This window comes from Enterovirga aerilata (assembly GCF_013044135.1).
Taxonomy (GTDB): Bacteria; Pseudomonadota; Alphaproteobacteria; order Rhizobiales; family Beijerinckiaceae; genus Enterovirga; species Enterovirga aerilata.
Genome location: NZ_JABEPP010000001.1, coordinates 725683 through 737938, shown reverse-complemented (window position 1 = coordinate 737938; position 12256 = coordinate 725683). Strand labels below are relative to the sequence as shown.

Sequence of the window (12256 nt, the reverse complement as noted above, 5' to 3'; positions counted from 1 at the left end):
TGCGCGGCCCGCCCGCCCTTCCAGCGGGATCTTTCCGTCAGCCCTCCTCGCCGCCGGCGATGGCCGCGAGCAGGGCCGCATCCTCCATCCTTCTCCAGTCAGGCGGAAGCGCGAACCGCCGCGAGCGCGCTCCGCCGGAGGGCGTGCACACGACCTGAACCTCGTCCGCACCCTCGACTCGGGCCGCCTGCTGCTTCTCCGGCGAGTTCCCGAGGCCCGCGAAGGCCTGGATGCAGGTCCAGGTGACGCCCTCCGCATCCGTCACCTCGCGCGCTTCAGCTCCCATCGCCCCTACCCCGTGCCCGGCAAACGTCGCCCCGCGGCGTCGATCCGGCGCAACGGAACGTCAGGGGCGGCCTCATGGTTCAGCTTGTGCCGAACCGGACCAATTCGATGAACACAGCGAACCTGCAGCTCGAAGGTGTCTATGCCGCGATCGCAGCCCTGATGGCGGCCTTGCGGGACAAAAATCTTCTCTCGGAAGGCGAGATCGACGCCGCGCTGGCACATGCGGAGCGATGCCTCGCCGAGGACGGCGCGCGACCGTCCGAGCTTTCGGCCAGCAACGTGGAGGCAATCCGCTTCCCGCTGCGCCTCCTGCGACTGGCGAACAGCCGCTCGGCCCGAGGCGAGGATTGCACCTTCACGCGCCTCGCCGCGGAGGTCGGCCGGCGCAAGCCGGATACGGAGCGGACGGCCGGGGCGGGTTCCTGAGCGCGGCGGCAGCTCTGCGGAAGGCTCTTGCGCGCCCACCATCCCGGCGCGATCGCGTGGCATGAGGCGCGGCGAGGCGGTATCATTCCGCCATGAGCGACGAGCGTTCCTTCCCCGATCTGTCGAGGCGCAGGCTGCTTGCGGGCGCGGCCGCCTGGGCCGCCCTGCTGGAGGCCTCCGCCCCGGCCGCCGCGCAATACCGACGGCGGGAACTCCATGACGACCCCTATTACCCGAGCGCGGAAGACGACCTCTGGCAGGGCCGCTACCGCGCTCCGCCGCGCGATACGTTCTACGACACTCAGGTCCAGCAGGACTACCACATCCACGACCCCTTCGGATCGGGTCAGGCGGGCTCGGCCGATCCTTACGGGCACTACCCGTACGGCCAGCGCCGCCGTGCGCCGGCCGACGGCAGAACCGGACCTGTCGACACGCCCGTGGCAGGCAGTGCCTTCGACTACAGGCGCATCTACGGCCGCATCACCACGGAGCCCTACCCGGTTCCGGCCTTCAACTACGCGCGGATCAATCCGGAATACCTCCGCCGCGAGGTCGCCTACCGGGGGAGCGAGCCGCCCGGGACGATCGTGGTCGATCCGCGCTCGCGCCATCTCTACTTCGTGCAGGGAAGCGGGCAGGCGATCCGCTACGGCGTCGGGGTTGGCCGGCAGGGCTTCTCCTGGTCGGGCGTCGCGACCGTGAACTCGAAACAGGCCTGGCCGGACTGGTATCCGCCCAAGGAGATGATCGCGCGCGACCCGAAGCTCGCACGCTCGCTGACGGAGCTGCAGAGCGGCATCGGCATGCATGGCGGGCCAGGCAACCCGCTCGGCGCCCGCGCGCTCTATCTCTGGCAGGGCAACAAGGACACTCTCTACCGCATCCACGGCACCACCGAGCCGTGGACGATCGGCACGTCCGTCTCCTCCGGCTGCATCCGGATGGTGAACCAGGACGCGATCGATCTCTACAACCGCGCGGAGATCGGAGCGCAGGTGAAGGTCCTGGGCTGATAAAGGCGCTCCCGGCCCGGGCGGACCGGGAGCCTCTCGAGCGTCAGATCGTGAGCGTGCCGGCTTTCGCCGCGGCGTAACGCTCGGCGACCTTGGGCCAGTTCACGACGTTCCACCAGGCCCTCAGGTAGTCGGGGCGGCGGTTCTGGTATTTCAGGTAGTAGGCGTGCTCCCACACGTCGTTGCCGAAGAGCACGCGCTGCCCATCCATGAGGGGCGTGTCCTGGTTCGGCTTGGTCACCAGGGCGAGCTTGCCCGTGCGGTCGACGGTGACGAAGACCCAGCCCGAGCCGAAGACGCGGCCGCCTGCGGCGTTGAAGTCCTCCACCAGCTTGGAATAGCCGCCGAGATCGCGGTCGATCGCCGCCTTCACCTCGCCCGTTGGCTCCCCGCCCGAGCCGCCCATCACCTGCCAGAACATGGTATGGTTAGCGTGCCCGCCGCCGTTGTTGCGGATTGCCGTGCGGACCGTTTCCGGCACGCTGCCGAGGTTGGCGAGGATCTCTTCCAGCGGCTTCCGGGCAAGGTCTCCGTGATCCTTCAGGGCGTTGTTGAGGTTGGTCACGTAGGCCGCGTGGTGGCGGCCGTGATGCAGTTCCATCGTCTGCGCGTCGATATGCGGCTCGTTCTTGCTGGCTGCATAGGGCAACGGGTCGAGGCGGAACGGGCCGCTCGGCGCCTGGGACTGCGCAGGGGCCGGCCGCACGAGCGGGGTCGCGGCGAGCGCGGCGAAGCCGGCCAGGATCGAACGGCGGTGAAGGGCTGTCATTCGGTTCCTCCTTGGAGCGAGGCGCATCGGGTGCCCGCCGGGATTGTAGGGTGGCGTTGAAGGCCTTCTCGTGACTGCGGCGCGCGGCCACATTGCGCAGGTGGTGGCTCCGGCACGCGACACCAAGGCCCGCCATCACGCGCCCGCCTCACGGCCGCGTGAGCGCCCGCCCGTCAGGGATTGAACAGGAGATTCGGCAGGAAGAGCACGAGGCCCGGCAGGAAGATGAGGGCGAGCGTCACGATGGAGACCGCGATCAGGAAGGGCACCGATTCCCGCGTGTACTCGCCGATCGGGCAGCGCAGAACCTGACATACGACGAACATCGCGCCCCCGACCGGCGGCGTGTAGTTACCGATGGTCGCCGCGATGATGAAGACGAGCCCGAAATGCACGGGATCGATGCCGTATTGCGTGATGAGCGGCAGGAAGATCGGCGTGAGCATGATGATGAGCACCGAGCCTTCCATGAAGGTCCCGGCAACCAGGATGAACAGCACGACGAGCACCATCACGATGTGCGGCTCGTCGGTGAGGCCGAGCATCCAATTCGAGATGGCCTCGGGCACCTGCTCGAAGATGATGCCGTAGCCGAAGACGGCCGAGAGCGCGAGGAGGAACATCACCGCGCCGATATCGATCAGGCTCGATTCCACCGCCTCGACGAAGCTCTTCGCCGTGAGCATGCGGTAGGCGAAGAATCCGACCACGACTGCATAGACCGCCGCGAAGGCGCCGATCTCGGAAGGGGTGAACACGCCGAAGCGCAGCCCGAGCAAAAGCACGATCGGGAAGAGAAGCGCCCAGATGCCGCCCCAGGCCGCGCCCGCCACTTCGCCCACGCTCGGCCACGTCTTCCGCTCTGGTGCATAGCCGCGCCGGCGTGCCGTGATGGAGATCGCGACGGCGAGCGACGCCCAGAGCATGAAGCCCGGGATGACGCCTGCCGCGAAAAGGCGTCCGATCGAGACCTGCCCGACGGTGCCGTAGAGGATGAAGCCGATCCCGGGCGGGATGATCGGCGCCATCAGCGAGCCGTAGGAGAGGACGCCCGCCGCATAGCCCTTCGAATAGCCGCGCTTCAGCATCTGTGGCCCGAGGATGCGGGCGTTCATGGCGGCATCGGCGATCGATGAGCCGGTGACGCCGCTCATCAGGGTGGAGAGCGCGATCGAGGTCTGGGCGAGCCCGCCGCGGAGCCGCCCCGTCAGGACGGAGGCGAGCTTCAGGAGGTTCTGCGTGATCCCCGAGCCGTTGAGGAAGTTGCCTGCCAGGATGAAGAGCGGAACCGCAAGCAGCGCAAAGTTCTGCGTCTCCGTGACCGTCAGTTGGATGGGGATCGTCGCCGGAAGCTCAGGATTCTGGATGAAGAACACCACGCCCGCGATCCCGACCGCGAACGCGATGGGCATCCCGATCAGGAGCAGGACGGTGAAGGCGAGGAGAACGAGGACCATCAGACGACGTCCACCGCGCGATTCGCCTCGTGCTCCCCCCGCAGCTCGGCCAGGATCTTGCGGACCGTCGTGAGCAGAAGCAGCGCCGCGCCGACCGGCAGGCTCATGGTCACCCAGGAATAGCTGACGCCGGGGATGCCCTGGAAGCTGCGGATGCGGCTCACCCAGGAAAGATACACTCCCATGCCGACAAGATAGGCGAGAAAGGCGACGATCAGCGCATAGTTGACGAAGCGAAGGGCGAGCTGGAAACGCTCGGGCAGCCGCTCCGTCAGGACCTCCATGGCCATCAGGCTGTTGTTGCGCCAGGCGATGTCGGCGGCCAGGAAGCACGCCCAGGCGAAGAGGCAGGTCGCCAAGTCCGTCGTCCAGTTCAGCGGCATGTGGGCCAGGCGGGCGAGCCCGCCGAGCAGGATGAGGAGGACCATCGCGACCAGGAAGGTGCCGGCAACCACCGCCTCCCCGCGGCACAAGAAGTCGTAGGCCCGCCTCATCGTAGACACCCCGTCAGACTGCCGTCAGCGGCCGATCTCGGCCTCGACGGCCTTCTTCAGGTCCATCAGCCCGAGCTTCTCGTAAGCGGCGTTGCCGGCCGCCTTGAAGGCTGCGAGGTCGACATCCTCGACGACCGTCATGCCCCGGCTCCTGAGCTGCGTCCTGACATTCGCTTCCGATGCGAGGATCTTCTCGGAGGTTTCCCGGCCCGCCCTGCTGCACTCCTCGACGAGGACGGTCTGGTATTCGGCGGGCAGGCCGTCGAAGAACTTCGAGCCGACCACCTGGAAGTTCACCAGCATGATGTGCTTCGTCTCGTTGGCGAATTTCAGCACTTCGTAGAAGCGCCCGGCCGGGATGTTGTTGTAGACGAGCTCGACCCCGTCGATCGCCTGCTGCTGCAGCGCCGGATACATCTCGCCGAAAGCCATCGCGGTCGGCGCAGCGCCGAGCGCCCGGATCGATTCCTGCCAGATCGGCGCCGGCGGGGTGCGGATGCGCAGCCCGGCGAGATCGGCCGGCTTGCGGATCGGCTTGTTGGTGAAGAAGTGCCTATAGCCCTGCACCCAGTCGAAGCAGACGACCTTGAGCCCATGCTGCCTGGCGAGTTCATCGGTCGCTTTCACGATGGTCGGCGCCTTGCCGAGCTTCTCGACATCCTCGAGCGACGTCGCGAAATAGGGTCCGTTCAGGACCGCAATGCTTTTGACGTAGTTGCCGAGGCGGGCCGCATCCGTGTTCTGGCCGATCGCCGCACCCTGGCGCATCTGCTCGATGATGTCCTCCTCCACACCGAGCTGGGCGGAGTGGAAGACCTGTATCTTGAGGCCGCCCTTGGTGCGCTCCTCGACGCGCTTGGCCCAGTCCTGGAAGCCGCGATGGAACGGCTCGTTCGGCCCGAGCACGTGGTTCAGGCGCAGCGTGAAGGTCTTCTGCTGGGCCTCGGCGGTCGAGCCGGCCAGGGCGGCCGCGGCGAAGGCCATGCCGAAGGCGGCGGACAAGTAACGCGCTTTGTTCATCCTTCCCTCCCGTTTCACCGGCAGCGATCGCGAAGCTGCCGTCCGTTCAGCCGTCATGGCGCACCCGTCCCGAGCCGCTCCGGCACGCCGAGACCGAACCGGGCGGCGATCTCGCCGAACGCGGCCAGGGTGTCCGGATCGATCGGCAGGCCGTCCCTGTCCCGCCCCTCCGCCTCGGCCCATTCGCGGTCGCCGGGGGCGAGCACCGTTCCGCCCTCCACGGCCCGCGACGCCCGAAGCGCGCCAAGGTAGCGCTCCATCCCGGACCGGAACACGGCCTCGTCGATGAAGGCGCCGGGCCGCATGGCGAGCACGAACGCGCCCATCTCGCGCGGCGTGGACAGGTCCGGTCCGCCCATGGGCAGGATCTCGGGGCTGAGCCGCATGCCCGTCAGGACCGCGCTCAGGATCTCGGCCAGCCCCGCAAGGCCCGCGCCCTTGAAGCCGAAGGAACCGCCGAGCGGGGCCAGCATCTCGACCGCGAAAGGATCGCAGGTGTCGCGGCCCGCACCATCCGATGCGGCGCCGGGCGGGAGGTCGCGCCCGAGGCCGCGGTAGAGAAGCACGCGGTTATACGGGATCGCGCTCGTCGCCATGTCGAGCAGCCACGGACGTCCCGCGCCAGCCGGCACGGCCACCGCCAGCGGGTTGGTGCCGTGAAACCGCTCGGCGCCCTCGTGCAGGCGGACGAAGCTGTCGGAATTGCAGGCCGCAAGGCCGATGAATCCGGCCTCCGCAGCCGCAAGCGCGTAGGCGCCGGCCGCGCCGAAATGCGAGGTGTTGCGGATCGCGACCGCCCCGAGCCCGAACGGCCCGGCGAGTTCGACGGCGCGCTCCATCGCTGCATAGGCCGCCCGCGCGCCCTGGGCATGGTCGGCGTCGAGCATCGCGACCGCTCCCGCCCCGGTTTGGAAGCGCAGATTCGGCCGGCCGTTCACGCGCCCGCCCTCGATTACCCTGGCGTAATGCGGCAGGAGCCGGAAGCCGTGGCTGTCGATGCCGAGGCGCGAAGCGTGCAGCATGGAGCGCGTCGCGGCATCCGCGCTCGGCTCGTCTGCACCCGCCGCCGCGAGCGCAGCACGCGAGAAGGCAGCGAGCGCGCTGGCGGAAAAGCGCAACCCGCCCGGAGCGGCCACGATCTCGAGCGCGGCGCTCACAGCGTCTGCCCCCCGTCGACGACCATCACGGTGCCAGTCGTAAAGGCGGATTCGGGGCTTGCGAGATAGACCGCCGCAGCGGCCATCTCCTCCGGCGTCCCGAGCCGGCCCATCGCCTGCCTCGCGACGAACTCGCGCCGCCGCGCCTCCGGGTCGGGCGCGCTCCGGATGCGCTCCTCCAAGGAGGGCGACAGCGTGGTGCCCGGGCAGAGCGCGTTGCAGCGGACGCCGTCCGCCACGTGGTCGCGCGCGACCGCCTTCGTCAGGCCGATCACGGCCGCCTTGCTGGCGCCGTAGGCGGCGCGACCGGCCACGCCCGTGATGCTGGAGGCCACGGAAGCCACGTTGACGATGGAGCCCGAGCGCCGCTCCAGCATCCCGGGCAGGGCCGCCTTGATGGTGTGGAACATCGAGGTGACGTTCTGGTCGAAGCTCCGCGCCCAGTCGGCGGCGCTCGTCTCCAGGAGCGTGCCACCATGCACCCAGCCGGCGCAGTTCACCAGGATGTCGAGCGGGGACGCGTCGCCGACAATGCGAGCGACCGCCTCTCCGTCCGTGACGTCCAGGGCGATCGGCGTGATCGATCGCGAGATCGTGCGCAGATCGGCGAGCTTGGCGGCCGTCCGGCTCGCGGCGAAGACCTGCGCCCCTTCCGCCGCGAAGGCGAGCGCGACGGCGCGGCCGATCCCCTGGCCGGCGCCCGTCACGAAGGCGGTCAAACCGCGCAGCCTTCCGCTCAAGAACGCTTCCTCCCGGCCAGAGATGTTCAATGCATACACTGGCCGATCAGGATGTAACCGGGCCCGCTGCGAGTTGACAAGCACCACCAACGGCGAATCCCTTGGCGTCCACGGGCGGCAAGATGGCGGAGAGAGAGCATCACGGCGGAAGCGGCGGCAGGACCGCTCCAGGGCCGCCGAAGACCGGCCTTGCGACGACGCATGGCACGGTCGCGAAGCTGCACGACCAGGCCTTCGCGATCCTGGCCAGCCGCATCCGCGCCGGGACGATCCCGCATGGCGCGCGGCTGCTCGAATCGCGCGTCGCCGCCGATTTCGGGATCAGCCGCGCTCCGGCAAGGCAGGCGCTCGCGGCTCTCGCCGAGGCTGGCTTGGTGGAGCGGGCGAGCGGGCGCGGCTATCTGGCGATCGGAAGGGGCGAGAGCGGCACCGGCGCCGCTCCCGCTCCGGAGCCGGTGCAGCTATCCTCCGCCGCCGGCTGGGAGAGGATCTACGCCGAGGTCGAGACGAGCATCGTGTCGCGCACGGCCTTCGCGAGTTGGCGCGTGATCGAGGCCGAGATCGCCAAGCATTACGGCGTGAGCCGCACGATCGCGCGCGACGTGGTCGCCCGCCTGAACCAGCGCGGCGTCATCCGCAAGGACGAGCGCGCGCGCTGGTACGCGCCAGGCCTCACGCACGACCATGTGGCCGAGCTCTACGAGATGCGCTGGACGCTGGAACCGGTCGCCCTGCTGAAGGCCGCCGATGCCGCGCCGCCCGAACTCGTGCGGCGGCTCAGGGCGAATATCGAGGCGGCGATCTCGGAGGCCGAAACGCTCGGCGGAGCCGAGCTCGACGCTCTCGAGGCGGAGCTCCATGTCGAGCTCCTCGGCTTCTGCGGGCAGCGCACGTTGATGGAGGCGCTCCGTTCCTACCAGTCGCTGCTCGTCGCGCACAGCTTCCTGTACCGCTGGCTGCCTCCGCTTTATCCGTCCGAGCCGTTCCTCCCCGAACACCTCGCGGTGCTCGAGGCGCTTGACGAGAACCGGCGCAAGGCCGCCGCGGCGGCCTTGCGCGAGCACCTGCAGGCCTCGCTCGCGCGGGCGCTCACCCGGATCGACGCCGTTGCGGCCGATATCAGGCCGGAGCCGCTGCCCTACCTGTCCGTGCTGCCCTGACCTCGCCCGTCAGGTCTTCGGAGGGGTCAGATCCTTCAGCTCGGCCACCTGCTTCTCCATGATGGCGGCCTGCTCGCGCACGAAATCCACCTGGAGACGCGTCGCCTCCTTCAGGTCGGGCGCGCGCACGAGCTTCCGCGCGAAGTCGAAGATGGCCGAGATGTTCTGCTCGGCGAAGCCGAAGCCTCGCGACACCGCCTGACCGGGCGGCGTATCCGCCGTCTTGGCGCTGGTCTGGATGGACTCGGCGGTCTTGCGCGCGGCGTCCAGCAAGGTCCCGACCGCACTGCGCGCCTGCTCCACGCTCTTCTCCGCGAAGTCCCGGACCGAGCTCGGGATCTCCGTCTTCGCATCCTTGTCGTCGCTCATGACCTCACCTCCCGGCCCGCATCGGCCGCGCAGCGTGCTGCGGTCAGACGAACGGGTCAATCGCGCGTGGACTGCGCCGGTTCGCCACAAGCGGAGGCTTTGGCGAGATCGCGTTCTCGGTCCATGAAGGGGCGACATCTCCTCGAGTGGAGCGATTCGGGTGAGCGAGAGATCGCGGCCGCCCGGCCTCGACAAGCTGGCAAAGGATGGGCTGAAGCTCGCCGGGCGCCTCGCGATAGGCTTGGCGAGCCTGCCGCTGATCGGGCTCGCCCTGGCCGGCAGCGCAGGACGCGAGCGCCGGCGCGGATCCGGCGAGGCACCCGGCCCGGAGGCGCCTCGTCCGGATCCCGGTCCGCCGCTCGAGGAAGCCGCCGGCCAGCCCGGACGGGCCGAGATCGAGACGGCGCTGGAGAAGCTCGCGGAAGCCTCCATCGCGCGAGGCGGACCGGCGCAGGCGAAGGTCCGATCGCGTGCGCGGGTGAAGCCTCGGAAGTCCTCGCCTCGCCGTGCCCCGGCCACGCCGCGGCCGGACCGCGACCATCCGGATGCGCCACGCTGAGCGCCTCGCCTGAAATGCGCGCCGGGCATGGTTCGGTCCGCGCACCGGCGTCCGGGCCAGTCGACGCCGGACCGGCCGGGCTGCTAGCCTCTTCCGGAGAGGCGCGAACCCAAGCCGCTGCATGCTGAAATCGGCCTTTGCGGCTGCCCGAGACAGGCAGCGGCTCCAGCAGATCGTGGGCGTCCTCATCGCTTACGGGGTGACGAACGTCGTCGACAAGCTCGGGCTGAGGGCGATCGCGCCGCTCGCCCGCTGGCGCAGCCCAGCCGTCGACGTCTCCCGGCTCTCCCAGCCCGAGCGCGTCCGGCGCGCCATCGAGGCGCTCGGCCCGACCTTCATCAAGCTGGGACAGATCCTAGCGAGCCGGACCGACCTGCTCCCGCCGGTCTGGACGGACGAGCTCAGCAAGCTGCACAGCCGGGTCGTCCCGCTCCCTTGGGAAGACATGGAGCCGCAGCTCGAGGCGGCGCTCGGCGGCCATCCCGAGGAGATCTTCGTCGAGTTCGACCGCAACCCGATCGCCTCGGCCTCGATCGCGCAGGTCTACCGCGCCCGCATGCCGGACGGCCAGGACGTGGTCGTGAAGGTGCTGCGGCCCGGGCTGCGGCGGGTCATCGAGGCGGATCTGCGGCTCCTCGGCCACGCCACCTCGCTCGTGGAGCGGCAATGGCCGGAGCTGTCCCGCTACAAGCCCCAGGAGCAGCTCAAGCAGCTCGCGACGGGTATCGCCGGCGAGCTCGACCTCATGAGCGAGGGCACGAATTGCGAGCTCCTCGCCTCCATCTTCCCCGATTCGCCGGACATCGTCTTCCCGAAGATCTTCTGGGACCGCACCAACGACCAGGTGCTCATCCAGGAATACATCGAGGGCATTCCGCCGACCGACAAGGCGCGGGTGCGCGCAGCCGGGCTGGACCCTGCCGCGCTCGCCCAGACGATCACCAATGCCTTCCTGCACATGGCGCTTGTGGAGGGCGTGTTCCACGCCGACCCGCATCCCGGCAACCTGCTCGCGCTTCCTGGCAACCGCATAGCGTTCCTGGATTTCGGGCTGGTCGGGAGGCTCACGGAGCGGCGCCGATCCCAGCTCCTCGTGCTGATCGGCGCCATGCTGAAGCAGGACGCCGATGGGCTGGTCAGCGTGCTCCTCGCCTGGACGGGGGCGACCAATCCCGACCTGACGCGGCTCGACACGGCGGCCCAGAGCTTCGTGGTCCGGCACTCGAAGAAGCCGCTGAACATCGGGCTCGTGCTCGAAGACTTCATGACCATGGCGCGCGAGAACGACCTCGCGATGCCCACGGACCTCGCCATCCTGTTCAAGGCGCTGATCACCTGGGACGGGCTGATGCGCCAGCTCGACCCGACCTTCGACCTCTTCGCGGCCGCCGCGCCCACCGTCCAGCGGCGGATGAAGGCGCGATTCTCGATCGGCGGCATGCGCCGGAAGATCGAGACGCTCGGCTCCAGCATGTTCGGGGCCGCGACCGAGCTTCCGAGCCTCATCCACCTGATGCTGGTGCGGCTCAAGCAGGGCAAGGTCACGGTCGAGATCGAGATCAAGGGCATCGACAAGCTGACGCAGGGGATCGAGCGCGCGGCCGCGCGCGTCTCGATCGCCATCGTCGTGGCCGCCTTCGCGATCCAGGTCGCGCCGCGGCTCGTCGACCTCGGCACGCCCTTCTTCGCGGTCGTCACCGCGCTGATCGCGATCTTCGGGATCGGCTGGGTGCTGCTGCTGCGTCAGAAGAGGCTCTGAGCCGCGTCAGGAGACGCGGATCAGGAGCTTGCCCGTGTTGCGGCCCTTGAGCAGCCCGATGAAGGCTTCCGGCGCGTTCTCGAGGCCGTCCACCACGTCCTCCAGATAGCGCACGCGGCCTGCCTTTACCCAGGCTCCCATCTCGCGGGCGAATTCCCCGGCCTGCGCGGCGAAATCCCAGACGATGAAGCCGCGCAGCGTCAGGCGCTTGCGGAGAACCGCTCCCATGAGCTGCGGCGTGCGGTCCGGCCCCGGCGGGAGCTGCGTGTCGTTGTAATGCGCCACGATCCCGCACACGGGCACGCGGGCGAAGTCGTTGAGCAGCGGGAACACCGCGTCCCACACCTTGCCGCCGACATTCTCGAAATAGACGTCGATGCCGTTCGGGCAGGCCTGCGCGAGCCGGTCGGCGAAGTCTGGCGCACGATGGTCGATGGCGACGTCGAATCCGAAGGTCTCCTTGAGGAGGCGGCACTTCTCCGGCCCGCCCGCGATCCCGACGGCGCGCGCCCCCTTGATCTTGGCGATCTGCCCGACCGCCGAGCCTACCGGGCCGGTGGCGGCCGCGACCACCACCGTCTCGCCCTCCTTGGGCTGGCCGATGTTGAGGAGGCCGGTATAGGCCGTCATGCCCGGCATCCCGAGTACGCCGAGCGCGGTCTGGACCGGCGCCTCGTCCGGGTCGAGCCGGCGGAGGCCCTGCCCGTTCGAGAGCGCGTAATCCTGCCAACCCGAATGGCAGAGCACGATATCGCCTACCCGGAACCTATCGTTGCGCGAGGCTATGACCTCGCCGACGGTTCCGCCTTCCATTACCGCCCCGACCTCGACGGGCTTGGCGTAGGACTTGGCTGCGCTCATGCGTCCGCGCATGTAGGGGTCGAGCGAGAGCCACCGCGTCCGGATCAGCACCTCGCCCTCTCCGGGCTGCGGCACGGGCACGGTCTCCAGCCGGAAGTTCTCGGGCTTCGGCTCGCCCTCCGGGCGGCTCGCGAGGACGATGCGGCGGTTCTGGCTTTCTGTCATCTCTGGCTCCTGGTCG

General features: G+C 69.1%; 14 protein-coding genes. 5 read left to right on the top strand and 9 right to left on the bottom strand.

Annotated elements, in window-relative coordinates; all coding sequences use genetic code 11:
- Nucleotides 1–37 precede the first annotated feature (37 nt).
- Nucleotides 38–286, bottom strand: a complete 249-nt coding sequence (locus HJG44_RS03655; protein WP_171216946.1) for a hypothetical protein — start codon at nt 284–286, stop codon at nt 38–40.
- Nucleotides 287–393: 107 nt separating this feature from the next.
- Between HJG44_RS03655 and HJG44_RS03650 the strand changes: the two genes are divergently transcribed.
- The gene (locus HJG44_RS03650; protein ID WP_171216945.1) at nt 394–714 is read left to right on the top strand and encodes a hypothetical protein; all 321 of its coding nucleotides are present in this window, start codon (nt 394–396) and stop codon (nt 712–714) included.
- 92 nt (nt 715–806) lie between these two features.
- Entirely contained in the window at nt 807–1730 is a 924-nt protein-coding gene (locus HJG44_RS03645) for a L,D-transpeptidase family protein (RefSeq protein WP_171216944.1), read from the top strand.
- A 43-nt stretch (nt 1731–1773) separates the two neighbouring features.
- Here the strand turns inward: HJG44_RS03645 and HJG44_RS03640 are convergent, their stop codons facing one another.
- From HJG44_RS03640 to HJG44_RS03615, 6 genes are all read right to left on the bottom strand, one after another.
- Nucleotides 1774–2499: a superoxide dismutase gene (locus tag HJG44_RS03640; protein ID WP_171216943.1), complete on the bottom strand. Its 726-nt coding sequence runs from the start codon at nt 2497–2499 to the stop codon at nt 1774–1776.
- A 173-nt stretch (nt 2500–2672) separates the two neighbouring features.
- Nucleotides 2673–3956: a TRAP transporter large permease gene (locus tag HJG44_RS03635; protein WP_171216942.1), complete on the bottom strand. Its 1284-nt coding sequence runs from the start codon at nt 3954–3956 to the stop codon at nt 2673–2675.
- Nucleotides 3956–4450 (bottom strand): TRAP transporter small permease, encoded by a 495-nt coding sequence (locus HJG44_RS03630; protein ID WP_171216941.1) that lies wholly within the window; start codon nt 4448–4450, stop codon nt 3956–3958. The genes HJG44_RS03635 and HJG44_RS03630 overlap by 1 nt, the downstream gene beginning before the upstream one ends.
- Nucleotides 4451–4474: 24 nt before the next feature.
- The gene (locus tag HJG44_RS03625; protein WP_246736007.1) at nt 4475–5470 is read right to left on the bottom strand and encodes a C4-dicarboxylate TRAP transporter substrate-binding protein; all 996 of its coding nucleotides are present in this window, start codon (nt 5468–5470) and stop codon (nt 4475–4477) included.
- A gap of 53 nt (nt 5471–5523) precedes the next feature.
- A complete protein-coding gene (locus HJG44_RS03620; RefSeq protein WP_210260945.1) occupies nt 5524–6588 on the bottom strand; it encodes an Ldh family oxidoreductase in 1065 nt (354 codons plus the stop codon).
- Between the two features lie 35 nt (nt 6589–6623).
- The gene (locus tag HJG44_RS03615) at nt 6624–7367 is read right to left on the bottom strand and encodes an SDR family oxidoreductase (protein WP_171216940.1); all 744 of its coding nucleotides are present in this window, start codon (nt 7365–7367) and stop codon (nt 6624–6626) included.
- A gap of 122 nt (nt 7368–7489) precedes the next feature.
- Here HJG44_RS03615 and HJG44_RS03610 point away from each other — a divergent pair, with 122 nt between their 5' ends.
- Complete coding sequence (locus HJG44_RS03610) at nt 7490–8527, top strand: GntR family transcriptional regulator (RefSeq protein WP_171217297.1); 1038 nt, start codon at nt 7490–7492, stop codon at nt 8525–8527.
- A gap of 9 nt (nt 8528–8536) precedes the next feature.
- Here the strand turns inward: HJG44_RS03610 and HJG44_RS03605 are convergent, their stop codons facing one another.
- Nucleotides 8537–8896 carry a phasin family protein gene (locus tag HJG44_RS03605; RefSeq protein ID WP_171216939.1) on the bottom strand — a complete coding sequence of 120 codons (360 nt, stop codon included), beginning with the start codon at nt 8894–8896 and terminating at the stop codon, nt 8537–8539.
- A gap of 160 nt (nt 8897–9056) precedes the next feature.
- Here HJG44_RS03605 and HJG44_RS03600 point away from each other — a divergent pair, with 160 nt between their 5' ends.
- The gene (locus tag HJG44_RS03600; RefSeq protein WP_171216938.1) at nt 9057–9455 is read left to right on the top strand and encodes a hypothetical protein; all 399 of its coding nucleotides are present in this window, start codon (nt 9057–9059) and stop codon (nt 9453–9455) included.
- A 121-nt stretch (nt 9456–9576) separates the two neighbouring features.
- A complete protein-coding gene (locus HJG44_RS03595; RefSeq protein ID WP_171216937.1) occupies nt 9577–11214 on the top strand; it encodes an ABC1 kinase family protein in 1638 nt (545 codons plus the stop codon).
- A 6-nt stretch (nt 11215–11220) separates the two neighbouring features.
- Here HJG44_RS03595 and HJG44_RS03590 read toward each other — a convergent pair whose 3' ends face one another.
- A complete protein-coding gene (locus tag HJG44_RS03590; RefSeq protein WP_171216936.1) occupies nt 11221–12240 on the bottom strand; it encodes an NADP-dependent oxidoreductase in 1020 nt (339 codons plus the stop codon).
- Between the last annotated feature and the right edge of the window lie 16 nt (nt 12241–12256).